This window comes from Variovorax sp. 01N429, assembly GCF_056399425.1.
In genome coordinates this window covers 208198-232117 of record NZ_JBFTRG010000003.1, presented here as the reverse complement: position 1 = coordinate 232117, position 23920 = coordinate 208198, and the positions used below count along the sequence as shown (strand labels likewise).

General features: G+C 64.2%; 19 protein-coding genes. 17 read left to right on the top strand and 2 right to left on the bottom strand.

Going from position 1 to position 23920, the window contains the following annotated elements; translation table 11 throughout:
- Nucleotides 1–7 precede the first annotated feature (7 nt).
- The 6 genes from AC1DSF_RS07180 (at nucleotide 8) to AC1DSF_RS07155 (ending at nucleotide 8720) form a co-directional block, all read left to right on the top strand.
- Nucleotides 8–2380, top strand: a complete 2373-nt coding sequence (locus AC1DSF_RS07180) for a DUF3141 domain-containing protein (protein WP_478182499.1) — start codon at nucleotides 8–10, stop codon at nucleotides 2378–2380.
- A 16-nt stretch (nucleotides 2381–2396) separates the two neighbouring features.
- Nucleotides 2397–3335 (top strand): phosphate acetyltransferase, encoded by a 939-nt coding sequence (locus AC1DSF_RS07175; protein WP_478182498.1) that lies wholly within the window; start codon nucleotides 2397–2399, stop codon nucleotides 3333–3335.
- Between the two features lie 4 nt (nucleotides 3336–3339).
- Nucleotides 3340–4536 carry an acetate/propionate family kinase gene (locus AC1DSF_RS07170; RefSeq protein ID WP_478182497.1) on the top strand — a complete coding sequence of 399 codons (1197 nt, stop codon included), beginning with the start codon at nucleotides 3340–3342 and terminating at the stop codon, nucleotides 4534–4536.
- Nucleotides 4533–5321 carry an enoyl-ACP reductase FabI gene (fabI, locus tag AC1DSF_RS07165; RefSeq protein WP_478143188.1) on the top strand — a complete coding sequence of 263 codons (789 nt, stop codon included), beginning with the start codon at nucleotides 4533–4535 and terminating at the stop codon, nucleotides 5319–5321. Before AC1DSF_RS07170 ends, fabI begins: the two co-directional genes overlap by 4 nt.
- 20 nt (nucleotides 5322–5341) lie before the next feature.
- Nucleotides 5342–7036, top strand: a complete 1695-nt coding sequence (aspT, locus tag AC1DSF_RS07160) for an aspartate-alanine antiporter (RefSeq protein WP_478143187.1) — start codon at nucleotides 5342–5344, stop codon at nucleotides 7034–7036.
- Between the two features lie 64 nt (nucleotides 7037–7100).
- Nucleotides 7101–8720 carry a bifunctional aspartate transaminase/aspartate 4-decarboxylase gene (locus AC1DSF_RS07155; protein ID WP_478143186.1) on the top strand — a complete coding sequence of 540 codons (1620 nt, stop codon included), beginning with the start codon at nucleotides 7101–7103 and terminating at the stop codon, nucleotides 8718–8720.
- 58 nt (nucleotides 8721–8778) lie between these two features.
- Here AC1DSF_RS07155 and AC1DSF_RS07150 read toward each other — a convergent pair whose 3' ends face one another.
- Nucleotides 8779–9483: a hypothetical protein gene (locus AC1DSF_RS07150; protein WP_478182496.1), complete on the bottom strand. Its 705-nt coding sequence runs from the start codon at nucleotides 9481–9483 to the stop codon at nucleotides 8779–8781.
- Between the two features lie 11 nt (nucleotides 9484–9494).
- A complete protein-coding gene (locus AC1DSF_RS07145; protein ID WP_478126529.1) occupies nucleotides 9495–10289 on the bottom strand; it encodes a DUF2092 domain-containing protein in 795 nt (264 codons plus the stop codon).
- A gap of 129 nt (nucleotides 10290–10418) precedes the next feature.
- Between AC1DSF_RS07145 and AC1DSF_RS07140 the strand changes: the two genes are divergently transcribed.
- The 11 genes from AC1DSF_RS07140 (at nucleotide 10419) to AC1DSF_RS07090 (ending at nucleotide 23905) form a co-directional block, all read left to right on the top strand.
- Nucleotides 10419–11012, top strand: coding sequence for a hypothetical protein (locus tag AC1DSF_RS07140; protein WP_478182495.1), 594 nt, complete (start codon nucleotides 10419–10421; stop codon nucleotides 11010–11012).
- A gap of 149 nt (nucleotides 11013–11161) precedes the next feature.
- Nucleotides 11162–13855, top strand: coding sequence for a helix-turn-helix transcriptional regulator (locus tag AC1DSF_RS07135; RefSeq protein ID WP_478182494.1), 2694 nt, complete (start codon nucleotides 11162–11164; stop codon nucleotides 13853–13855).
- A gap of 186 nt (nucleotides 13856–14041) precedes the next feature.
- Complete coding sequence (locus AC1DSF_RS07130) at nucleotides 14042–14890, top strand: TauD/TfdA dioxygenase family protein (protein WP_478182590.1); 849 nt, start codon at nucleotides 14042–14044, stop codon at nucleotides 14888–14890.
- Between the two features lie 55 nt (nucleotides 14891–14945).
- A complete protein-coding gene (locus tag AC1DSF_RS07125) occupies nucleotides 14946–16004 on the top strand; it encodes a beta-keto acid cleavage family enzyme (RefSeq protein ID WP_478143182.1) in 1059 nt (352 codons plus the stop codon).
- A 3-nt stretch (nucleotides 16005–16007) separates the two neighbouring features.
- Nucleotides 16008–16598, top strand: coding sequence for an RBBP9/YdeN family alpha/beta hydrolase (locus AC1DSF_RS07120; RefSeq protein WP_478126525.1), 591 nt, complete (start codon nucleotides 16008–16010; stop codon nucleotides 16596–16598).
- Nucleotides 16599–16636: 38 nt separating this feature from the next.
- The gene (locus AC1DSF_RS07115) at nucleotides 16637–17608 is read left to right on the top strand and encodes a quinone oxidoreductase family protein (RefSeq protein ID WP_478126524.1); all 972 of its coding nucleotides are present in this window, start codon (nucleotides 16637–16639) and stop codon (nucleotides 17606–17608) included.
- 11 nt (nucleotides 17609–17619) lie between these two features.
- Nucleotides 17620–18978 carry an MFS transporter gene (locus AC1DSF_RS07110; RefSeq protein ID WP_478182493.1) on the top strand — a complete coding sequence of 453 codons (1359 nt, stop codon included), beginning with the start codon at nucleotides 17620–17622 and terminating at the stop codon, nucleotides 18976–18978.
- A gap of 49 nt (nucleotides 18979–19027) precedes the next feature.
- Nucleotides 19028–20656 (top strand): 3-(methylthio)propionyl-CoA ligase, encoded by a 1629-nt coding sequence (locus AC1DSF_RS07105; RefSeq protein WP_478182492.1) that lies wholly within the window; start codon nucleotides 19028–19030, stop codon nucleotides 20654–20656.
- A gap of 7 nt (nucleotides 20657–20663) precedes the next feature.
- A complete protein-coding gene (locus AC1DSF_RS07100) occupies nucleotides 20664–21671 on the top strand; it encodes a YeiH family protein (protein WP_478182491.1) in 1008 nt (335 codons plus the stop codon).
- Nucleotides 21672–21875: 204 nt separating this feature from the next.
- Complete coding sequence (locus AC1DSF_RS07095) at nucleotides 21876–22610, top strand: c-type cytochrome (protein ID WP_478182490.1); 735 nt, start codon at nucleotides 21876–21878, stop codon at nucleotides 22608–22610.
- A gap of 83 nt (nucleotides 22611–22693) precedes the next feature.
- Nucleotides 22694–23905 carry a c-type cytochrome gene (locus tag AC1DSF_RS07090; RefSeq protein WP_478182589.1) on the top strand — a complete coding sequence of 404 codons (1212 nt, stop codon included), beginning with the start codon at nucleotides 22694–22696 and terminating at the stop codon, nucleotides 23903–23905.
- Nucleotides 23906–23920: the final 15 nt, after the last annotated feature.

Sequence of the window (23920 nt, the reverse complement as noted above, 5' to 3'; positions counted from 1 at the left end):
TTTCGTCATGAATGCAGGAGCCCGGTTGGCGCGGAGCCAGATCGTCGGAACGAAGGTTGCGGCGGTGTTCAGCAAGCGCATGCAGACGGCGAACGAGAAGTTCGCCCTGCGCGTCACGCATGCGTTCGCCGCGACCGCACCTTTGAGTGCGCTGTCGGGCATGCCCTCGCTCATGGATCCGGTCGGCTGGTACAGCTATGCGGCCGATGCCGCGCAGCGTTCGATCCTCTTCTGGGACACCTTGCGCCAGCGCGGGGACAATTTTGTCGAGAACACCTCCCAGGGCCTCAAACCGGTTCTGCATTTCGAGTCGGAGACCGTGCTCGACGGCCGGCAGTTCGAGCGGCCAGTCAACTATGCGCTGCTGCGCATCGTCGCGCCGGCCGGCGTGACGATCGATGGGGCGAAGCGGCCGTACATCATCATCGACCCGCGAGCGGGCCACGGACCGGGCATCGGAGGATTCAAGGACGACTCGCAGGTTGGCGTCGCCCTGCGCGCCGGGCATCCGGTGTACTTCGTCATCTTCTTCCGCGACCCGGAGCCCGGCCAGACGCTGCTGGACGTCTGCGAGGCCGAACAGAAGTTCGTCAAGAAGGTTCGCGCGCTTCACCCACGCAGCGCCAAGCCCGCGCTGGTCGGCAACTGCCAAGGCGGTTGGGCGGCCATGATGCTCGCGGCATCCGATCCCGACGACACTGGCCCCATCGTCATCAACGGCGCGCCGATGTCGTACTGGGGTGGCGCATGGTCCGAGGGCGAGGGCGACAACCCCATGCGCTATGCGGGCGGCATGATGGGCGGCTCCTGGCTGGCGTCCTTTGCAGCCGACCTGGGCGACGGCAAGTTCGACGGCGCCCATCTGGTGCAGAACTTCGAGAACCTGCACCCCGCCAACAGCCTCTGGGACAAGTACTACCACCTGTTCGACAAGGCCGACACCGAGCCGCCGCGCTTTCTGGAATTCGAACGCTGGTGGGGCGGCTACTACCTGATGAATCGCGAAGAGATCGAGTGGATCACGCGCAATCTCTTCGTCGGCAACAAGCTCTGGAAGGGCGAGGTCAAGGGCGCGGACGGCAAGAGCTTCGACCTGCGCGAAATCACCTCGCCGATCATCTTGTTCGCGTCCATGGGCGACAACATCACGCCACCGCAGCAGGCGTTCAACTGGGTGGCCGACGTGTACGGCAGCACCGAGGAGATCAAGGCGCGCGGGCAAGTCATCGTGGGGCTTCTGCACGAGGACATCGGCCATCTCGGCATCTTCGTCTCGGGCAGGGTGGCGAAAAAGGAGCATGCGCAGATCGTGTCTGTCCTCGAAACGATCGAGGCGCTGCCGCCTGGGCTCTATGGGATGGCGATCACCGACACGCACAGGAAGGGCGGCAAGGTCGAGTACGAAGTCGAGTTCCAGGAGCATCGGCTCGAAGACATTGCGGCGCATTTCAATCGCTTCGAGCGCCTGGACGAGAAGCCGTTCGAAGCGGTGGCCAAAGTGTCGGACTTCAATCAGAGCGCCTACGAACGCTTTGCGCGGCCCTTTGTGCAGGCGATGTCGAACGAGCAGACGGCGAAGGCGTTGCGCGCGTTCCATCCCTTGCGGGTCCAGAACTGGGCCCTGTCGCAATTCAATCCTTGGATGGCGTGGCTCGCGCCGGCGGCCGAGACGGTCAAGAGCCATCGGCGGCCGCTCGATGAAAGCCATCCGCTTCGGAAGGCGGAGAACCGCAATGCCGAGTTGTTCAGCGCCATGCTGGACCACTACCGCGCAGTGCGCGACGCGATGACCGAAGCGGGTTTCTTTGCCACTTACGCCAATGCCGATTCGCCTGAATCCACCGAGGCGTCTCGCCCACCATCGAAGAACAAAGCCGATGCGGAAGACGCGCGGTCCACGCCGGTGGTGCGCGAAGCGCTGGCCTCCATCGAGCACGGGGGCTACGTCGAAGCACTGGCGCGCGTGGCCTTCCTGTTGAGCAGAAAGGGCGAGCCGCTGCCCTTGTCGAGGCTGGAACTCAAGAAAGAACTGATAGCAGAATACGCGGACTACTTGCCCGGCATGTCGCCCCACGACTGGCGCCGGGTGCGCGGGGAGCAGGAAATCATCGTGCGCTATGAAGCGGAGAAAGCCATCGAGTCGCTGCCTCTGCTGCTCGAAGAGCCGACAGCGCGCGAGCGGCTGATGACGCTGCTCCAGAAGCTGGTTGCCGACAAGCGAGTGCAGGGCACCTCGCCCACAGCCGCTCAGGCAGCCATGCTGCGGCGGATTCGCGAGACGCTCGCCATCGAGCCCAAGCACAAGCCCAAAGCCGAACCCAAGCCAAAACCGAGGCCGAAGCGCGTGCGCGCCAGCCCGGCAGCGGCGCGCCGTGCCTAGCCGAAACAGGTGCCACATGGACGCAAGACACGCCAAGTACCAGCGACTGATCGACTACTGCAAGACCTTGCCGCCTACGCCGACTGCCGTGGCGCACCCGTGCGACCAGAGTTCGTTGGAGGGCGCCGTGGAGGCCGCACGGCTCGGCTTGATCGCACCCGTCCTTTTCGGGCCACGCGCGCGCATCGAGGCTGTGGCGGCCGCATCCGGCATTGATCTCTCGGGGGTGCCGATCGTCGACACACCTCATAGCGAGGCGTCCGCCGCCGCGGCCGTGCAGAGCGTGCGCGAGGGCAAGGCTGAAGCCCTCATGAAAGGCAGCCTCCACACCGACGAGCTGATGGCTGCCGTGGTCAAGCGCGAGACAGGCTTGCGCACCGCGCGTCGCGTCAGCCATTGCTTCGTGATGGATGTGCCGGGGCACGAGCAGGCGCTGATCATCACGGACGCGGCCGTGAACATCTCCCCGACGCTCGCGGAAAAAGCCGACATCCTGCAGAACGCGATCGATCTTGCGCATGCGTTGCGCGCGCCGGAGGTCAGGGTGGCGATCCTCTCGGCCATGGAGACTGTCAACCCGAAGGTGCCGTCCACCGTCGACGCCGCGGCGCTCTGCAAGATGGTGGACCGGCACCAGATCACCGGCGGCCTGGTCGACGGGCCGTTGGCGCTGGACAACGCGATCAACCTCGAAGCCGCGAAGATCAAGAAGATCGATTCGCCGGTGGCCGGACGTGCGAACGTGCTTCTGGTGCCTGACCTGGAAGCAGGCAACATGCTCGCCAAGAGCCTGACCTTTCTGGCGGGCGCCGACGCTGCAGGCATCGTGCTCGGCGCGCGCGTTCCGATCATCCTCACGAGCAGGGCCGATTCGATCATGACGCGACTCGCGTCGTGCGCCGTCGCGGCACTGGTGGCGAATGCCCGTCGCGAAAGCGGCAAGGCGATCGGGTGACGGCATGGCGGATGTAGTCCTCGTGCTCAATGCCGGTTCTTCCAGCATCAAGTTCAGCGTCTTCGACGCCCGTGCGGACGACGGACACGCATTGATGCAGGGCCAGGTCGAAGGTCTCTATACGGCCCCGAAATTCATTGCGCGCGACGCGCATGGTGCCGAGATCGGGTCCAAAGCCTGGGGCGAGGGCGCCGGCCTGGGGCACGACGGCGCGGTGGGGCATCTGGTCGGCTTCCTTCGCGATCACTCTGCCAACCACAGCTTGGTCGCGGTCGGTCATCGCGTGGTTCACGGAGGTCTGGATTTCACGCAGGCCGTTCGTGCAACGCCCGAAGTCGTCGCGGCGCTGCAGAAGCTCAGTCCCCTCGCACCGCTGCACCAGGTGCACAACCTCAAGCCCATCGAAGTGGTCGCGAAGTTGCGGCCGGACATCATCCAGGTCGCCTGCTTCGACACGGCCTTTCATCGCGCGCAGCCGGAAGTGGCGCAGGCCTTTGCACTGCCGCCGTCCATCACCGACCTTGGAGTGCGGCGCTACGGATTCCACGGGCTTTCGTACGAGTACATCGCCAGCGCGCTGCCCAACATCGATGCGAAGGCCGCCGCTGGCCGCGCGATCGTCGCGCATCTGGGCAACGGCAGCAGCATGTGCGCGATGGTGGGGGGCCGAAGCGTGTGCAGCACCATGGGGTTCACGGCGGTCGACGGCCTGCCGATGGGCACGCGATCGGGCACGCTCGACCCGGGCGTGATCCTCTACCTGATCGATGAACGGGGCATGGACACCCGGGCGATCGAAGACTTGATCTACAAGCAATCGGGGCTGCTCGGTGTTTCGGGTGTGTCGAGCGACATGCGTGCGCTCCTGGCGAGCGATGACGAGCGCGCACGTTTCGCGGTCGACCTTTACACCTATCGCATCGGGCGTGAACTGGGCTCGCTCGCGGCTGCCGCTGGCGGCGTGGACGCTCTTGTCTTCACGGCGGGAATCGGCGAGCACGCGAGCGCGATTCGCGAGCGTGTGTGCCGGGACGCTGCATGGCTCGGCGTCGAACTCGATGCCGAGGCCAACCGGGCCGGCGCCGAACGCATCAGCACTTCGGGCAGTCGCGTGGCGGTCTGGGTCGTGCCGACGAATGAAGAGCTGATGATCGCGCGCCACACGTTGAGGGTGGCAGGCATGCAAGGAGCCGCATCGTGACCGTCGAGATTTCTCGCCCGCTCCTCAAGGGTGCCAAGGTGCTGGTCTGCGGCATCGCGAATGAGCATTCGATTGCGTACGGATGCGCCAAGGCGTTTCAGGAGCTTGGCGCGGACCTTGCCGTCACCTATCTCAATGAGAAGGCAAAGGCGCACGTCGAACCGCTCGCCAGACAACTGAACGCCGGCATCTTCATGCCGCTGGACGTGTCCAAGCCGGGCGAGCTGGAGGCCGTCTTTGCGGAAATAGAGAAAGAGAAGACCTGGGGCCGGCTGGATGTCGTCGTGCATTCCATCGCCTGGGCGCCCAAGGACGACTTGCAAGGTGGTTTGCTCAACTGCTCTGCCGAGGGCTTCGCCAAGGCCATGGACGTGTCTTGCCACTCGTTCATCCGGATGGCCCGCCTCGCCGTGCCACTGATGACGAGCGGCGGCACGATGTTCGCGATGAGCTATGTCGGTGCCAACAAGGTGGTGCCGAACTATGACGTGATGGGCCCCGTGAAGGCTGCCCTCGAGTCGACGGCGCGCTACCTCGCGCACGAGTTGGGGCCGAAGGGCATCCGCGTGCATCCGATTTCGCCTGGGCCGCTGAAGACACGCGCGGCTTCGGGACTCAAGGATTTCGATCTGCTGCTTACCGAGGCTGCGCAACGGGCGCCCATCGGTGAGCTGGTCGACATCATGGATGTGGGATTCACGTGCGCTTTTCTGGCGACGCCGTATGCGAGGCGGCTCTCGGGGCAAACCATCTATGTCGATGGCGGCGTGAACATCATGGCCTGACACAAAGAAGGAGATCCCCCATGGATTGGCTTGTGCAAACGCTGAAGCAGTATCCGGAACTCGGTCTCTTTGCCGCTCTGGCGTTCGGTTTCTGGCTGGGGCCGAAGAAGTTCTTCGGGTTCAACCTGGGCGCTGTGACGGCGACGCTGATCGCGGGCGTGGCGATCGGGCAGTTGGGGCTGTCGATCCCCGGGCCGATCAAGTCCGCCTTCTTCCTGCTGTTCCTGTTCGCTGTCGGCTACGGTGTCGGGCCGCAGTTCTTTGCGGGTTTGGGCAAGGACGGTCCCAAGCAGATTGCGTTCACGCTGATCGTGATGATTGCCTGTCTGGTCGTGCCGATTGCCTGCGCCTATTTCGCGGGTCTCGACGTCGGCTATGCGGTGGGTCTGTATGCCGGCTCGCAGACGATCTCCGCTTCGATCGGCGTAGCCACCGACCAGATCAACAAGTCCGGCCTGTCGCCCGAGGCCACCAAGAGCATCCTGGGGGCGATTCCGGTCGGCTATGCGGTGACCTACATCTTCGGCACCGTCGGCTCGGCGCTGCTGCTGTCCAAGCTGGGGCCGAAGTTGATCGGAGTGAACCTGGTGGAGGCCTGCAAGGACTATGAGACCCGGCTTGGCGGCGGCGCGGCATCGACGCAGCCCGGTATCCTCTCCGCTTATCACAGCTTCGGCCTGCGCGGCTATCGCATCACCGAGAAGAGCGGTCTTGCGGGCAAGCGCTGCCAGGACACCTTTCCGGGCGTGCGTGTTTTCTTCGAGCGCATCAAGCGCGGCAACCAGATGATGGTGGCGCAGGGGGATTCGGTGCTTCAGGTCGGCGATCTCGTGGCGATCTCCGGTGCTCGCAAGCTGCTGGTAGACAACGTCGAGGCGGTTCTCGAAGAGATCGATGACCGCGATTTGCTGGACATGCGCGCGACGGTGGTCGATGTGTTCATCACCAACAAGGCGATCAATGGCAAGACCATCGCGGAGCTTGCCGAGATGCCGGCGGCGCGTGGCGTGTATCTCGCCAAGATCACCCGGCAGCTGGTCGACATTCCGCGGCTTCCGGGGACCGAGATCCTCCGAGGCGATGTGATCCGCATCGGCGGCAGCATCGACCACGTGAACGCGGTCGTGAAGGTCCTCGGCTATGCGGACCGCCCGACCGACGCAACGGACATCTCCTTCATGTCGGCCGGCATCCTGATCGGTGGCCTGATCGGCGTGCTGAGCGTGACGATCGGCGGCGTGCCGATCAGCCTGTCGACTTCGGGCGGTGCGCTGCTGGCGGGTTTGTTCCTCGGCTACTACCGCACCATCAAGCCCAAGTTCGGTCAGATCCCGGCGCCTGCGCTCTGGATTCTCAACAACCTCGGCCTGAACGTCTTCATCGCGATCGTCGGCATCAACGCCGGGCCGGACTTCATCAGCGGCTTGCAGAAGCTCGGTGTGAGCCTGTTCCTTTGGGGCGTGGTCGCCACGTCTGTCCCGTTGTTGCTCGCCATCGTGGTGGCGCGCTTCATCTTTCGCTTCGACCCGGCCATCCTGCTGGGTTGCTGTGCCGGTGCACGCACCACGACCGCCGCGCTCGGCATGGTGCAGGACGCGGCGAAGAGCAACATCCCGGCGCTCGGCTACGGCATGCCTTACGCAGTAGGCAATACCTTCCTCACGATCTGGGGCCTTTTCATCGTGATCGTGATGATGAAGATCAATCCAGGTTGATCGGTGCCTTCGTCGCCCACGGTCGTGACAACGACCGCGGCCTTTTCGTATCAAGGAGCAAGTGATGGACCTTCTGACATTGCGCAACTACGAAGCGCTCGGCCCTTTCGAGATCAAGAACTTCCTCGCCGACTCGGCGACCAAGGCGGCCAAGGCCGCGGCGATCTCCTATCTGAATGCCGGGCGAGGCAATCCCAACTGGGTTGCGACGGAGCCGCGCGAAGCATTCTTCACGCTGGGTCTCTTCGCGGTGCAGGAAACCAAGCGCGTGATGGATGTGCCGCCAGGCATTGGCGGCATCCCGCGTGAGGAAGGTTGTGCTGAACGCCTGCAAGCATGGTTGGCCAAGCACGACGATCTGCCGGGCGTCGATTTCCTGAAGCGGATGGTTCCATGGGCGGTGCTGAAGTTCAGCTTCAAGCCCGATGCTTTCGTCAACGAACTGGTCGACTCCATCATCGGCGACCATTACCCTGTGCCCGACCGCATGCTGGTGCACAACGAGATCATCGTGCGCGAGTTCCTGCAATGGGCGATGTGCGGCGACCCGAGGCCGAAGGGCACTTTCGAGCTTTATGCGGTCGAAGGCGGCACTGCCGCCATGTGCTACACGTTCAAGGCGCTGAAGAACAACCGCTTGCTCAACGCCGGCGACACGATCGCGCTGGGGGTTCCGATCTTCACGCCTTACCTGGAGATGCCGCACCTGGAGGACTATGACCTCAACATCGTGACGGTGCATGCGCCGCAGGAGAACAGGTTCCAGTTCACCGACGAAGAACTCGACAAGCTTCTCGATCCCAAGATCAAGGCCTTCTTCGTGGTCAATCCGGGCAATCCGTCGGCCATGGCGTTGTCCGAATCGGTGATCAAGAAAATCGGGGAGATCCTGAAGAAGCGGCCCGACCTGATGCTGCTCACCGACGATGTCTACGGAACCTTCGTGCCAGGTTTCCGGTCGTTGCTCGGTGCTTATCCGCGCAACACGATCGGCGTGTATTCATACAGCAAGTACTTCGGCTGCACGGGCTGGCGCCTCGGGGTCATTGCCGTGCATGAGGACAACGTCTTCGATCAACTCATCGGCAAGCACGATGACGCCACGCTGAAGAAGCTCGACAAGCGCTACGGCACACTGACGCCGCATCCGCGCGAAGTGCGGTTCATCGATCGCGTCGTCGCCGACAGCCGCGATGTGGCACTCAATCACACGGCGGGGCTCTCGCTGCCCCAGCAGGTGATGATGTCGCTCTTCTCGCTCTATGAGCTCATGGACGAGCAGAAGGCCTACCAGAAGGCCTGCATGGAAATCTGCCATCGGCGTGCGATGTTGACGGTCGAAGGCCTCGGCATCGATGTGTCGGCCAACCCGCATTTCGACTACTACTACGGGCTGATCGACTTCGAGTTCTGGCTGCGCAAATACGGCACCGAGGAGCTGGTGGCATGGGTCAAGGAGAACGTACATCCGCTGGACATCGTCTTCAGGCTTGCCGAGGATCACGGCATCGTGCTGTTGAACGGCGGCGGCTTCGAGGCGCCGGACTGGTCGGCGCGTATCTCCTTCGCCAATCTTGATGAAGAGGTCTATGAAAAGATCGGCCGTGCGGTGCGAGCGGTGGCTCGAGGCTACGTCGATTCGTTCGAACGGGCCAAAGGGGTCAAGCTGACGAGGAAGTCATAGAAACCGATAAGCATGGGTGACGCCGGCGCCACATTGGCGCGCGCCGGCGGCCACCGCTTCAGTAGGGCGGATTCACTACTACATACTGCCCAGCCTGCGGTTGATACCAGGCGCTTCCGCATTGCTGGTAGACCATGCCGCCATAGTTGACCGGCACACAGTTGGCAGGCACGGTGTTCACCATCGAGCCGATGGCCGCGGTGGTCACCGCGACTGCAGCGCCGACCGCTACCGCACCGGCGACGGGGTGATAGTCGTTGTCCCACCCGCCACAGCAGTTGTTGTTGTTGCCGCCGGCGACGACGACGTTGGTGTTGCGATTGGCGTTGACATTGGTGTTGACGTTGGTATTGCGGTTCGCATTGACGTTGTTGTTGCGAGTGCTGTTGTTGACGTTGTTGACGCTGGAACTGCGAACGTCATTGGTGCGCGTGTCGGCTCTGGCGTTGTTGGCTTGCTGGCCCTGCCTGTTGCCAGCGCCGCCAGCGCCTGGGGCGCGAGCACCGCCCGCGCCCGCAGCCGCACCACCTCCTGCGGCCGCACCTGCGCGAGCGCCGCCCCCGCCGCCCCCCGCTTGAGCGCGAGCTCCACCACCGCCACCGCCACCGCCGCCGCCGCCACTTGCGCGAGCACCACCGCCACCACCACCTCCCCGGCCGCCGCCGTCCCGACCCGCAGCCTCCGCCGCCGGAATCATGGCGAAGGAGGCCAGCATGAGAGCAGCCAGAGGGGCAGCGAGCAACCTGTTGAAAGATCCGTTCATGGTGGTCTCCTCTAGTTGGTCTTCGCCGGAACAAATTCGATCTTTGTCGCGCCCTTTGGGGGTGTGAACCTGAACGTCGCTTCGGTGAATGCCGGCTTCAGGTTCCAGTCCATGACGCTGACCGACTGGGGACGGGCCTCGTCGGCGCGATTGGTGATGACGAGCTTGCGCGGCAAGGGCTTGGCACCAGTGGCGATCCAGATCTGCCAATCGAAATCTCCCTGTCTGAACGCATAGTGGTCGCAAAGGTCATTGCCGACGAGATCCTGGCCGGCATTCATCGCCGACTCGATCTTGTCCACGGGCGCAGCGGGCGTGCCCCACAGGAACAGATCCGAAAGCGGAACTTCGAAGCCGTAGCGGTCTTCGAGCTTCTTCACGAGTTCTCCGTTCGTTCCCGAGAACTCGACAGACGAGTAGTACTTCTGCTCGGGAAAGGCGAGGGTGACCGTCTTGCCGTCGGAGATGATTTCGCGTTCCGATCGAACGCTCCACATCCGGGCGCGCAGCTTGTCCGGCCGTTGCACGTCGAGGGTCGCCGAGGCGGTGTGCAGCAGCTTCTGGCCGTCGACCAGAACGCGCTCGCCCATCAGCGAGGTCGACGTCCGGAAGCGTCCCAATGTCTGCAGGTACGCGCCCATGTCCTTGAGAGCCTGGATCGACGCCGGATCGACCGCGTTGGCGGCTGGCGCAGCGGGTGCGGCCGGCGCGGTGGGTGCTGTCGTGCCTGCCGGGGGCGTTTGCGCGACCCCCGGTGTCGTCAGTGACAAAGCCAGCATGGCCGATGCGAGTCCTGCGAGTTTCATGGCATCCACCTCGAAAAAAAGAGAGCATGCGCGCGTGGCTCGATAGGCTCGTTGACGAATATCAATCGCATGCGCCCCCCTTGGGGCCATGCTACTCACCATCTTCCGACAGTCACTAAGGAGACGTTGATGAAGTTCCTGGCAATACTCGCAGCGACGGCAGTTCTGGGCACGCTGGCGACCCCTGCTCTTTCGCAGGGCAAGCCCGGCCATGAGGTCGCGGCCTCGACCAGCCCCGGTACCGGTACCGTCAAGGAGGTCATCCGGGCGACAGGCGTGGTCCAGTCGATCGATCTCGCAAATCGCCATGTGACCATCAAGGATTCGCATGGCCGGGTGCATGCCTTCACCGTCGGCCCGGAGGCGCGCAACTTCGATCAGGTCAAGGTGGGCGATACCGTATCGGTGCGGTACGCGCAGGCGCTGACACTGACCCTCATGAAAGACGGCAAGGAACTGCGCAGCAGCGTCCAGACCCCCATGGCCGACAGGACGGCGGCAGGCCAGCTTCCGGGCGGCATGGTCGGCCAAAAGGTCGAGGTGACTGCCAATGTGGTTGCCGTCAACAGGAAGACCCACATGATCACGCTTCGCGGGACGGAGTACGAGGTCGACCTGACCATCCGCGATCCCGAGCAACTGAAAATGATCAAGGTGGGCGACCAGGTTCATGCGGTCTACACGGAGGCGGTAGCGCTGTCGATGGAGCCTGCGAAGAAGTAGGCGAGGAGGGGGACTTTCCCCTGTGCGGTCGATGCGTGTCGCTAGAATTCTCGCGCCCGCGGGCGTCGCAAACGCGCACTTGGGCACCTCCGAGCCACCCGTCCGCACCGGACCGGCGCCCTCAACCTCCGCTCGAAGAGAGGACGTCTGTGACGCGTGCTTCCGACCAGGTCGACGACGACTTGCTGCTCAAGGTCTCGCCACCTCGGGTGCCGCGTGATCTTGTTTCGCGTGCACGCTTTTTGTCGACCGCACCCGGCATCCGGGACTTTCCCGCGGTGGTCGTGCAAGCCCCGGCCGGATTCGGAAAGACTTCCCTGTTGGCGCAGTGGCGGCTCGAACACTTGTCCCGCGGCGCCACCGTCGCATGGCTTTTCGCGCAGCCGCAGGACGAACCTCAACGCCTGGCGCAAAGCCTCGCGCTCGCAGTGCGGCGCGGTTCCGGGCGTTCGACATTCGGGCACACCTTGCTCGAAGCCGTGGGTCCGGGCGGTCTCGAGGGAATCACCGTCTGGCTCGCGGAGCTGGCGCAGGCGGCCCTCGATGTCGTGCTGTTCGTCGACGAGGCGGAGCGCCTGCCGATGGCTTCGCGCGAAGCCCTTGTCTACCTCATGCGCAATGCGCCGCCGAACCTGCGCGTGATCGTTGCTGCGCGCCCCGATTGCCAACTGGACATAGACGACCTCGTCGCCTATGGGCAGTGCGCCTTGGTCGAACCCGCATCGTTGCGCTTTCGGCTCGACGAAACCATGGAACTCGTGCGCAGCCGCCTCGGTGCGCGCGTCGACAACGACACGGCGGCACGCCTGCACGAAGTCACTGAAGGATGGCCGCTCGGCGTCCAGGTTGCGCTGACGATCATCTCGCGCGGCGTCGATGCGCATGCCGACGTTGCCGGTATGGCGATGCTCGACGGCAGGCTTCACGATCATTTCGTGAAGCTGCTGCTGGCCAATCTCGACCCCGGCGACAGCGATTTCCTCGTTCGCATTTCCATCCTCGATCACCTGCATCCGGACCTGTGTCGCTCGGTGAGCGGATACGAAGACGCCGTCGAACGATTGGCGCGCCTGAGCCGGGACACGCCTGTCTTCGCTGAATCAGAGGGCGGCGAGTGGCTGCGCATGCATACGCTCGCGCGCGACGTACTGCGCAAGCTCTTCTCGGCGCTCGATGCGACGCAACAGGCTTCAGTGCATGCAAGCGCGGCCGAATGGCTCGCCGAGCACGGGCTGCTCGAATACGCGGCGCGGCACGCATTGACGGCGGGCGAGCACCAGAAGGCCTATGGGCTTGCCGAACGCAGCCTCTACGAATCCATCATGAGACACGGCAGGCAGGGCGCCGTGCTCGAATGGCTTGCGCAGCTTCCGGCCGACGAACTGGACCGGCGGCCCCGGCTCTTGCTTGCCGCAGCCTGGACTTTGGGCGTCAGCGAGCGGCATCAGGAGGCCGAGCAGCTTGTGGCGCGCATCCTGGCGCAGCCCGAGGTCGGCACGGATCTTCGCTATGAGTGCGCGCTGATTCTCGGTGGCGCGTCGGTGTTCGCGGACGATCCCGATCGATTCGCCGAACTGCACGGCCCCTGGTCCGACGCACCGCCCATCAACGATCCGGTGCTGCTGCAGGTTCATGCCAACCGCACCGCCTATCGGGCGCTCCTGTCCGGCGAACCGGCCCTGGCGCGCCTGCGTGAGCAACAGGCGCCGCGTGGCGACTTCGGCGGCGTCGGCTACACCGTGCGTTGGGGCGAATTCATCGTCGGGCTCAGCTACATCTGGGAAGGGCAGGTGCTGCTTGCCGAAAGTCTCCTGCGCCCCGCAGTCGCGCGTGCAGAAGCCGAACTGGGCCGTCGCAACCGGTTCAGCTGCATGCTCGCCGCGCTGCTTGCCACGGCGGCCTGGGAGTGCGATCGGCCGGGCGAATCCGCGGCATTGCTGGCAGACCGGCTCGACGTGCTCGAGCACAGCGGCGTGCCTGAATCGCTGCTGCTGGCCTATCGGACCATGGCGCGTAGCGCAGCGGCTGAAGGCGCAGAACATCGCGCGCTGGAACTGCTCGGTGCCATGGATGCGGCGGGGCGGGCCCGCAATCTGCCGCGCTTGCGCATTGCCAGCCTGTGCGAGCAGGTGCGAATGCACGCCAGGCGATATCGCGCCGTGACTTGCCGCCAGCTTTGCGGGGAGATCGATGCGCTGCTGGAAGACCCGGCAATGCCGAAGGGGCCGCTTTGGCGGGAGAGCGTGGATGTTCTTCGTGAGCTTGCGCAGTGCTACACGGCGATTGCGGCGAAGGACTGGCGCGGTGCGATGGCGCCATTGTCCCGGGCCGGCGAACTGGCGCGCACGATCAAGCAGGGGCGCCTGCGCATCGAGGTTCTCGGACTGCACGCCTTTGCCCTGTACCAGTGCGGAGAGGATTCGCAGAAGCAGCTGCGCGAGGCCATGGATCTTGCGGAAACCTTCGGGCTGCGCCGAGTGTTTGCCGATGCGCATCCGGACTTGGGCGACTGGGTCCGAAATGTCTCCGCTGGAGACTCCGCCCGATCGAGCCGCCACGGCGCTGCGCCCGAGCCTGCCGCGGCGCCGGGCTTGCGCTCGAGCCAGCCGGAGCTGCAACGGCCGTCCGCGCCTTACGGCATGGTGCTCACGCCCAAGGAGCGCGAGGTGCTGGAGCTGCTCGCCCATAACCTGTCGAACAAGGAAATCGGGCGGGCCATGCAGGTGGGGGAAACCACTATCAAATGGCACGTCAAGAATCTTTTCGCCAAGCTTGACGCCGGCACGCGCAAGCAGGTCGTTCTCCGCGCCCGGATCCTCGGGCTGATCAAGTCGTCCGACTGACAAGCGGTTACGCCGCTACAGGGGCCTGAAGGGGAGGGCCCCTGCTGCAAGGAGGGGGCGCCGCAAGGGCCATCTCCCTATTCTCATGGCCTACGGAGCCGCCCGTTCGCGGCCCGTTCCTACCGACAAGAGTCAGGAGACAACAGGCCCATGAACCCGACGAATACACGCGAACTCAAGACCTCCATCGAGGTCGAACCGCTGACCTGCAGTATCGGCGCCGAACTGCGCAACGTAGACCTGGGCGCCGCCTCGCGCGACGCCGGGCTCGTTGCCGAAATCCGCGCTCTCCTGCTCAAGCACAAAGTACTTTTCTTCCGGGACCAGAACATCACGCGCGCCGAGCACGTGGCCTTCGCGCGGCATTTCGGCGAGCTCGAGCCCCACCCGGTGCTCGGCAGTGACCCGGAGAACCCAGGACTGGTGCGAATCTACAAGTCGCCCGAGCAGCCGAACGACCGCTACGAGAACTCCTGGCATTGCGACGCCACGTGGCGCGAGAAGCCACCGCTCGGCGCCGTTCTGCGCTGCGTGGAATGCCCGCCGGTGGGTGGCGACACGACGTGGGCCAACATGGCGCTCGCCTACGAGCGGCTGCCGCAGCATGTGAAGGATCGGATCGCCCCCCTGCGCGCCCGCCACAGCATCGAAGCCAGCTTCGGCGCCGCGATGCCAATCGAAAAGCGCCTCGCGCTGCACGCGCAGTTCCCGGATGCCGAGCACCCGGTGGTGCGCACGCATCCTGAGACGGGCGAGAAGGTCCTGTTCGTCAATGCATATACGACGCACTTCACCAATTTCCACAATGTCGACAACGTGCGCTACGGCCAGGACTACGCGCCGGGCGCAAGCCAGCTGCTGCAGTACCTGATCAGCCAGGCGGCCATCCCGGAATACCAGGTGCGCTTCCGCTGGAAGCCCAACAGCGTGGCCATGTGGGACAACCGCTGCACGCAGCACTACGCGGTGATGGACTACCCGCCGTGCCATCGAAAGATGGAGCGCGCCGGCATCGTCGGTGAAGCCACCTTCTAGGCAACGCCTCTTCGCTCTTCTTCCGTCCCATTTACTTTTTCCACGAGCCTTCAACATGAACTATCTCGACGGTTCCCTTTACCCCGAAAACCAGCAGCCCCTGATCATCACGGCAGCGCCCTACGCGCCGTCGTGGGTGCCCTCCGACTTCCCCGAGGACATCGCTGTCACGATGGAAGACCAGATCCAGAAGGCAGTGGACTGCTACAACGCCGGCGCCACCGTGCTGCACCTGCATGTTCGTGAACTCGACGGCAAGGGCAGCAAGCGCCTGTCGAAGTTCAATGAACTGATCGCCGGCGTGCGCAATGCCGTGCCCGAGATGATCATCCAGGTGGGCGGCTCCATCAGCTTCGCACCGGAAAACGAAGGCGCGGCTGCCAAGTGGCTGAGCGACGACACGCGCCACATGCTGGCCGATCTCGATCCCAAGCCCGATCAGGTCACCGTGACGATCAACACGTCGCAGATGAACGTCGTCGAGCACTGGGAATACGAGGACTACAAGGGCACTTCGATGGAAGACCCGGCAGTCTTCAACGCCTACAAGGAAATGACGGTGCCTTCCCAGCCCGGCTGGGCCGAGGAGCACATCCGCCGCCTGAACGCAGCCGGCATCCAGAGCGCTTTCCAGTGCTACAACATCAACAGCTTCGAGTCGGTCGAGCGCCTGATGCGCCGCGGGATCTACAAGGGCCCGCTGGTCATGAACTGGGTGGCGATCGGCGGCGGCATGGACGTGCCGAGCATCTACAACCTGGCCAATTTCGTGCGCGCCACACCTGATGGCGCTGTGCTGACGGTCGAAAGCTCGATGCGCAACGTGCTGCCGGTCAACATGATGGGCATCGCCATGGGCCTGCACGTGCGCACTGGCACCGAAGACAACCTGTGGAACCAGTCGCGCACCAAAAAGGCGAGCACGGTCGAGCAGATCGAGCAACTGGTGCGTATTTCGCGCGAATTCGGCCGCCCCATTGCGACCGCCCAACAAGCGCGTGAGATCAGCAAGATCGGCGTCTTCTACGACACGGTCGAAGAGTCGTTGCTGGCCAACGGCTTCGCTCCCAACCGCAACGGCGCCCACCAGGGCTTCCTGCGCAAGGCGGCCTGAGCAATGGTTGCGCGGCCTGCCACTGTCCTGATCGTCCCCGGCTTGCGCGACCATGTGGCCGCGCACTGGCAGACGCTGCTCGCGGAGCGCCTGGCGCGCGTGCGCGTGGTGCCGCCGATGGGCCGCGAGGATCTGGACTGCGCAGCCCGCGTCCATGCCATCGAGCGTGAAGCGCAGGCGATCGAAGGGCCGCTGTTGATCGTCGCGCACAGCGGCGGCGTCGTGATGCTGGCGCATTGGGCGTTGCAGACAAGGCGCCCCGTTCTCGGTGCGCTGCTTGCCGCGCCGCCGGACTTCGAGCGGCCCATGCCCGACGGCTATCCCACAGTGGCACAACTGAATGCGAGCGGCTGGCTGCCCGTTCCGCGTCAGCGTCTTCCGTTTCCGAGCATCGTTGCCGCCAGCCGCAACGATCCGCTCGCCGAGTACGAGAGAGTTGCCGACCTCGCGCGCGACTGGGGCAGCCGCCTCGTCGACCTCGGTGAAGTCGGACACCTCAATCCGGCCTCCGGCTTCGGCCACTGGCCCGAGGCCGAGCAGTTCATCGATGAACTCGCCGACGACGACAAAGACAACGACAACGCGGCTGGCTGAGCGCCCGCCATTCCTGAATCAAGATCCAAGGAGACAACATGGCACTCGCCATTCGCCTGCACGACACCGGTGGTCCGGAAGTGCTCAAGCTCGAAAACGTCGAAGTCGGCGAGCCCGGCCAAGGCCAGGTTCGCGTACGCCACACCTTTGTGGCCGTGAACTTCATCGACATCTACTTTCGAACCGGACGCTATCCCGTGCCGAAGCCCAGTGGACTGGGCTCCGATGCAGTGGGCGTCGTCGAAGCCATCGGCCCGGGCGTGACGGAATTCAAGGTCGGCGACCGCGTCGGTTACCTGATCGGCCCCCAGGGCGCGTATTCGGACGTTCGCGTCATGCCTGCCGACGTGCTGATTCCGCTGCCCGATGGCGTCTCGGATCGCACTGCAGCCACCTTGATGATGAAGGGCATGACGGTGCAGTACCTGTTCCGCCAAGTCTTTCCGCTCCACGGCGGCGAGACGATCCTCTATCACGCGGCTGCCGGTGGCGTGGGCTCGATCGCCTGCCAGTGGGCGAAGGCGATGGGCGTCACGATGATCGGCACCGTCAGCTCGGACGAGAAGGCAGAGATCGCCAAGGCGAACGGCTGCGCTCATGTCATCGTGACCTCGCGCGAGAACATCGCCGAGCGCGTGCGCGAGATCACGGACGGCAAGGGCGTGCCGGTGGTGTATGACTCGGTCGGCAAGGACACGCTCGAAGCTTCGCTCGACAGCCTGCGCCCGCGCGGTGTGCTGGTGAGCAACGGCACGACGTCCGGGCCGGTTGTCATCGACACGATGACTCTGGCCGTCAAGGGGTCCATCTGGATCACGCGGCCGGCGATGATGCACTACATCATGCCGCGCGCGCACATGCTCTCGATGGCGGACGAGCTGTTCGGGCACGTGCTGTCCGGCGGCATCGTGAGCGAGCCGAAGCAGACCTTCGCGCTGGCGGACGCGGCGGACGCGCACTCTGCGCTGGAGTCCCGCCAGACGGTCGGCGCGACCGTTCTTGTGCCCTGAGAGGGATTGCCATGAATATCGCTGCAACAAAAGCAATGCCGGGCCGGGACGGATACCTGTTCACCCGCGGGCAGGCCTGGTTCGCCTTCGCCATGACAGTCGGGCTGATGATGTTCGACTACATCGATCGACAGGTCATCGTGTCGCTCTTCCCGTACCTGAAGAGCGAATGGAGTCTCTCGGACAAGCAGCTCGGCGGACTCGTCTCGGCGGTGTCGGTCACGGTTGCGCTGGCCGGCATTCCGGTCGCTTTGTTCGCCGACCGCGCCAGCCGCGTCAAGAGCGTGGTTGTCATGGCCACCATCTGGAGCCTGGCATCCATCTCTTGCATGTTCACCCGCAGCTACGGCACCTTACTCGCGGCACGTGCAACGGTCGGCCTGGGCGAAGCGGGCTACGGCTCCGTCGGCGCCGCGTTGATCGCCAGCCACTTTCCGTCGCGCCTTCGCGGTGCGGTCCTCGCCGGCTTCTTCGCTTCGGCCTCTGTGGGTTCGGTGCTGGGCGTGATGCTGGGCGGCGTCATTGCCGCCCATTTCGGGTGGAAGGCTGCATTCGGTGCTGTCGGCATTCCTGGGCTGATCCTTGCGCTGCTGTACCTGAAGGTGCGCGACTACCCGACAGTCAAGCTCACCGCGCGGCTCGACCAGGCGACCAGCTCGGCGCGCAATACGGCCAGTGCCATCATGCATGCGCTCGTTCGCTCGCGCACCATGCTCTGGCTGTGCATCGCCGCTCCGCTGCAGCTGATTACGGTCTCGGCGATCTGGTCATGGCTGCCGAGCTTCCTGAACCGGGTCCATGGCATGGCGCCGGAACAGGCTGCCATCAAGGCTTCGCTGGTCGTTCTCTGCGGTGCATTGGGAAGTGTGGTCTGGGGCGCCGTGGTCGACTACTCGGGGCGTCGTCGCCCGAAGTTCAAGCTGTACTCGACGGCGCTGCTGTGCGTCGCTTCCATGGTCGTGCTGATGTTGGCCTTCGGCGCTTCGAGCATCGGCCTTCAGCTCACTGCCAGTGCGCAGTTCGGCGTGCTTGCCTTTGGGGGCTTTCTGATGACCTGCACCGTCGGCCCTGTGGCTGCCGCAGTGATCGAAGTGATCCATCCTGGCATTCGCGCAACCGGCGCTTCGGTGCTCTCGCTTTTCCAGAACCTGTTCGGCCTGGCCCTGGGGCCGCTCATTGCAGGCTTCCTGTCAGATGCGTGGTCGCTGGAGCGGGCGCTGATGGTCGTGCCGCTCTTCAGCCTGCTGGCTGCCGCAGCGCTCCTGATTGCAGCGCGCACCTACGAGAGCGATCTGCAGCGTGCGGGAGAGGCAGCCGAGCACGAGGCGCGAGCCGACTCCGTCGCCCCCGGGCGCCAGGCAATGGCTTGAGCGGACCGCTCCATCCAATGAATTCGACGAATTGAAAGAGAAGACATCCATGAACGGATTGATGATGGAGCAGCCGCTGCTGATTTCCACGCTCCTGACCCACGCGGAACGCCATCATGGCGAGCAGGAGATCGTGTCGCGGCGCGTGGAGGGCGATGTTCACCGCTACACGTATCGCGATCTGGCCGAGCGCTCACGGCGTCTTGCCGGTGCTTTGGCCGCGCGCGGCGTTGCGTTCGGCAACCGCGTCGGCACACTGGCGTGGAACGGCTACCGCCACATGGAGCTTTACTACGCAGTCTCGGGTTCGGGTGCCGTGCTGCACACGCTGAACCCCCGCCTGCATCCCGATCAGGTGACGTGGATCGCAGACCACGCCGAAGACCAGATCCTGTTCTTCGACCTGACCTTTCTGCCGCTGGTGGAGGCGATCGCGTCCAATGTATCGACGATCAAGGCTTTCGTCGCGATGACCGACCGGGCGCACATGCCTGCATCGTCCAAGGTGCCGAATCTGCTGTGCTACGAAGAGCTGGTCGAGGCGCATTCGCCTGAATTCGATTGGCCTGTGTTCGACGAAAAGTCTGCTTCGTCGCTGTGCTACACGTCAGGCACGACCGGCAATCCAAAGGGCGCGCTCTACAGCCACCGCTCGACCCTGCTGCACACCTATGCGGCCGCTTTACCGGATGCGCTGAACTGCTCCGCCAACGACGTCATCCTGCCGGTCGTCCCGATGTTCCACGTCAACGCGTGGGGTCTGCCTTACGCCGCGTGCATGGTCGGCGCGAAGCTGGTGTTTCCCGGACCATGGCTCGACGGTAAATCGCTGCACGACCTTTTCGAGAGCGAAGGCGTCACCGTCTCGGCTGGCGTGCCTACCGTCTGGCAAGGCCTGTTGACGCATGTCGAAGGCAACGGCCTCGAATTCAGCACCATGCGCCGCACCATCATCGGTGGCTCGGCGTGCCCGCCCGCGATGATGCGCACCTTCCAGGAACGCTACGACGTCAAGGTCTTGCACGCCTGGGGCATGACCGAGATGAGCCCGGTGGGTACCGTCTGCACGCTCAAGCCACGCCAACAGGGTCTCGATGCCGAGGCGCGTCTCGCCATCCAGGCCAAGCAGGGGAGGCCGGTGTTCGGCGTCGACATGAAGATCGTCGGCGAAGACGGTGCCGAGCTGCCGCACGACGGCGTCACCGCCGGCGAGCTGATGGTGCGTGGTCCGTGGATCATCTCCGACTACTTCAAGGGCGAGGGCGATGGTCCTCTGGTCGACGGCTGGTTCCCCACGGGCGATGTCTCCACGATCGACGCCGAGGGCTTCATGCAGATCACCGACCGCAGCAAGGACGTGATCAAGTCCGGCGGCGAGTGGATCGGCTCGATCGACCTCGAAAACATCGCGATGGCACACCCTTCAGTGGCGCTCGCGGCCTGTATTGCGGCCCGTCACTCCAAATGGGACGAGCGCCCGCTGCTCGTGGTGACGCGCAAGCCGGGTGAGTCCGTCACGCGCGATGAACTTCTCTCCTTCTATGACGGGCGGATCGCCAAGTGGTGGACGCCGGATGACGTGGTCTTCGTGGACAGCATTCCGCTGGGGCCGACGGGCAAGGTGCAGAAGAACAAGCTGCGCGACGTTTTCCAGAACCACCTGCTCGCACAAGCCTGACAACCCAATGATCACGACCTTCGCGGCCTTGCCGACTCGCGGCCGCACGCTCTTTCCTGGCGTACTTGCCAGCCTGGTTGTAGCAATCGCCGCGACTTCGCTTTCGCAGCACTATGGCGCGCCCGTCATGCTGTTCGCGCTGATTCTCGGCATGGCGATGAACTTCCTCTCGAGCGACGGCGCCTGCGCGGCCGGTATCGGTTTCACTGCGCGCGAAGTGCTGCGTTGCGGCGTCGCGCTGCTGGGGTTTCGCATCACCATGGGCCAGGTCGCAGCGCTAGGTTGGCATCCGGTGCTGCTGGTGGTCATCTGCGTCGTGGTCACCATTTCCGTTTCGATGATTGCCGCGAAGTTGCTCGGATTCCAGAGCCTGTTCGGCTTGCTCACCGGTGGCGCAACCGCCATCTGCGGCGCATCGGCTGCGCTGGCGCTCGCAGCCGCGCTGCCTGCCCATCCGGGCAAGGAACGCGCAACGCTGTTCACGGTGATAGGCGTGTCGGCGCTGTCGACGCTGGCGATGGTCGTCTACCCCCTGCTGGCGCATCTGCTGGGACTCGACCCGCGCGCGGCCGGGATTTTCCTCGGCGGCACCATCCATGACGTGGCGCAAGTCGTCGGGGCAGGCTACAGCATGTCGCGCGAGACCGGTGACGTGGCCACCCTCGTCAAGCTCATGCGGGTGGCCATGCTGCTGCCGGTGATCGCTTTTGCCGTGATGTGTACACGCGCTGGCGGCAAAGGCGCCGGCGGACCCCGGCCGCCGTTGCTGCCTTGGTTCGCGGTGGCGTTTGCGGTGCTGGTCGCCATCAACAGCACCGGATGGGTTCCGGCGGGGCTGACCAAGCTGGGCACCGACCTTTCGCAATGGTGTCTGGTGACATCGATGGCTGCGATCGGCATGAAGACGCAATTGCGCGAGCTGGCGACGGTGGGCCTCAAACCGGTGGCGCTGATGGTCGGCGAGACTGTGTTTCTCATCGGACTCGTGCTTGCGATGATGCACTGGTTGTCCTGAACGGCGCTTTGCGATGAACTGACAATCGTCAATACGTGCATCTGCGGCGGAATCATAATTTTTTGCTGGGCTCGTAACCAGAAGGCAGAAAGGAACGTCCATGATGATGAAGCTCCACGCGTTGCCGGCTTCATGTTCAGTTGCTTCCGCCGTCCTCATGGTCTCGGGTCTGGACTGAGGCTCGACGGAACGGCCGATCACAGAATGCCACCCCTTCGCATCAGACCAGGACGGGCGGCGCTGCTGACGGCGATGTTCGTCCTGGCCTTTGCGCGCGCGGCGCTGGCGCAGCAAGACCCTGCCATTCCCGCTTTCAAGACCGTCGATTCGATGGAAGCGCGGGTCCAAGGCTGCGTCACCTGTCACGGCCAGAGCGGACAAGGCACCAGCAACCCATACTTTCCGCGCATCGCGGGCAAGCCTGCGGCCTACCTTTACAACCAGCTGGTCGCCTTTCGTGATGGCAAGCGGGTCTATCCGCCGATGAACTATCTGGTGGCTTATCTGCCGGACGCCTATCTGCGGGAGATCGCCGAGCACTTCGCCAAGCAGCGTCCCGCGTTTGAAGCCAATCTGCCGCCTACGGGGCCGGATTCGGTGATCAAGCGCGGCGCGACGATCGCCGTCGCGGGCGATGCGAGCAAGCAGATACCGCCCTGCATTTCATGCCACGGCCCCGGACTCACCGGGATGGAGCCGGGCATCCCGGGGCTGGTGGGATTGCGTTCGTCCTACATCGTTGCGCAGCTCACGCGGTGGCGCACGGGCAACCGGCAGGCCGCGCAGCCCGATTGCATGAAGCGCATCGCCGACCGGATGTCCGAAGCGGATGTGTACGCGGTGGCGACCTGGCTGTCGAGCCAGGACCCGCCGCACGATCCTTCTCCCGCGTCGTCCAACCTCCAGCGCATGCCCTTGTCGTGCGGCAGCCAGATGTAGGCGTCATGCGCAGAGGAACCCGCAACCTCCTTCTCGCCGGCCTTGTGGTCGTCGCGGTGCTCGTCGCGGGCTTTCTCTATTTCATGCCCGGATATCTGCCGGCGGAGCAAGGCAAGGTCGAAGTGAGCGCGACGACGCAGACGATCAACAAGGGCGAATATCTGGCACGCGCCGGAGATTGCATCGCCTGCCACACCGCACCCGGGGGCAAGGAATTCGCGGGCGGACGCGCGATGGCGACCCCCTTTGGCAGTCTCTATGTTCCCAATGTGACTCCCGACGACGAGACCGGCATCGGCCGTTGGACCTCCGAGGACTTCTACCGGATGATGCATCAGGGTGTCTCGCGAGACGGTTCGCTGATGTACCCGGTGATGCCTTTTGCGTCGTACAGCAAGGTGACGCGCGAGGACTCGGACGCCATCTACGCCTACATGATGTCCGTGCCGCCGGTCAGCCAGAAAAATCGGCCCCATGAATTGAAGTTCCCGTTCAATCAGCGCGACCTGCTGATCGGCTGGCGAGCGCTCTACTTCAAGCAGGGCGAATACGCGCCCGACAAGAGCAAGTCGGCGCAATGGAATCGAGGCGCTTATCTGGTCGAAGGCCTCGGGCATTGCGCCATGTGCCACACGGCGATCAACAAGCTTGGCGGCTCGAAGACATCGCAGGAGTTCGAAGGCGGGATGATCCCGAATCAGAACTGGTATGCGCCGTCCCTCACTTCCAACCGCGAGGCGGGACTCGGCAACTGGAACCTGAAGGAAATCGGCGATCTGCTGCAGGCCGGCATTTCGGATCGCGCCACTGTCTACGGGCCCATGGCAGAGGTGGTCTACAACAGCCTCCAATACCTCTCCGACGCGGATGTCGAGGCGATGGCGGTCTATTTGAAGGAGCTTCCACAGCGGGACTCCGAACCACCGCCGCCGAGCAGTGCGCGGCTGGTCAGTCCGAACGTGATGGAGCTCGGACGCAAGATCTATGCGACGCAATGCGTCATGTGCCACGGCGAGGAAGGCAAGGGACATCCGCCGCAGTTTCCGCCGCTCGCCGGCAATCAGTCGATCACGATGAGCTCCCCGGTCAACTCGATCCGCATGGTGCTGAACGGCGGCTATGCGCCCGGCACGAAGCGCAACCCGAAGCCCCACGGTATGCCGCCTTTCTCGCACATCCTCAATGACGACGAGGTGGCGGCGGTCGTCACCTATGTCCGCGTCGCCTGGGAGAACAGCGGAACGCCGGTGACCGCCGCCAGCGTGAGCGAATTGCGAACGCTCGTTCCCGAATAGCAGCAAGGAAGGTCC

Bases quoted from the DNA above. Each gene is read 5' to 3' on its own strand.
- AC1DSF_RS07180 (WP_478182499.1), top strand. From the start codon at position 8: ATGAATGCAGGAGCCCGGTTGGCGCGGAGCCAGATCGTCGGAACGAAG.
- AC1DSF_RS07175 (WP_478182498.1), top strand. From the start codon at position 2,397: ATGGACGCAAGACACGCCAAGTACCAGCGACTGATCGACTACTGCAAG.
- AC1DSF_RS07170 (WP_478182497.1), top strand. From the start codon at position 3,340: ATGGCGGATGTAGTCCTCGTGCTCAATGCCGGTTCTTCCAGCATCAAG.
- aspT (WP_478143187.1), top strand. From the start codon at position 5,342: ATGGATTGGCTTGTGCAAACGCTGAAGCAGTATCCGGAACTCGGTCTC.
- AC1DSF_RS07155 (WP_478143186.1), top strand. From the start codon at position 7,101: ATGGACCTTCTGACATTGCGCAACTACGAAGCGCTCGGCCCTTTCGAG.
- AC1DSF_RS07150 (WP_478182496.1), bottom strand. From the start codon at position 9,483: ATGAACGGATCTTTCAACAGGTTGCTCGCTGCCCCTCTGGCTGCTCTC.
- AC1DSF_RS07145 (WP_478126529.1), bottom strand. From the start codon at position 10,289: ATGAAACTCGCAGGACTCGCATCGGCCATGCTGGCTTTGTCACTGACG.
- AC1DSF_RS07140 (WP_478182495.1), top strand. From the start codon at position 10,419: ATGAAGTTCCTGGCAATACTCGCAGCGACGGCAGTTCTGGGCACGCTG.
- AC1DSF_RS07125 (WP_478143182.1), top strand. From the start codon at position 14,946: ATGAACTATCTCGACGGTTCCCTTTACCCCGAAAACCAGCAGCCCCTG.
- AC1DSF_RS07120 (WP_478126525.1), top strand. From the start codon at position 16,008: ATGGTTGCGCGGCCTGCCACTGTCCTGATCGTCCCCGGCTTGCGCGAC.
- AC1DSF_RS07115 (WP_478126524.1), top strand. From the start codon at position 16,637: ATGGCACTCGCCATTCGCCTGCACGACACCGGTGGTCCGGAAGTGCTC.
- AC1DSF_RS07110 (WP_478182493.1), top strand. From the start codon at position 17,620: ATGAATATCGCTGCAACAAAAGCAATGCCGGGCCGGGACGGATACCTG.
- AC1DSF_RS07105 (WP_478182492.1), top strand. From the start codon at position 19,028: ATGAACGGATTGATGATGGAGCAGCCGCTGCTGATTTCCACGCTCCTG.
- AC1DSF_RS07100 (WP_478182491.1), top strand. From the start codon at position 20,664: ATGATCACGACCTTCGCGGCCTTGCCGACTCGCGGCCGCACGCTCTTT.
- AC1DSF_RS07095 (WP_478182490.1), top strand. From the start codon at position 21,876: ATGCCACCCCTTCGCATCAGACCAGGACGGGCGGCGCTGCTGACGGCG.
- AC1DSF_RS07090 (WP_478182589.1), top strand. From the start codon at position 22,694: ATGCCCGGATATCTGCCGGCGGAGCAAGGCAAGGTCGAAGTGAGCGCG.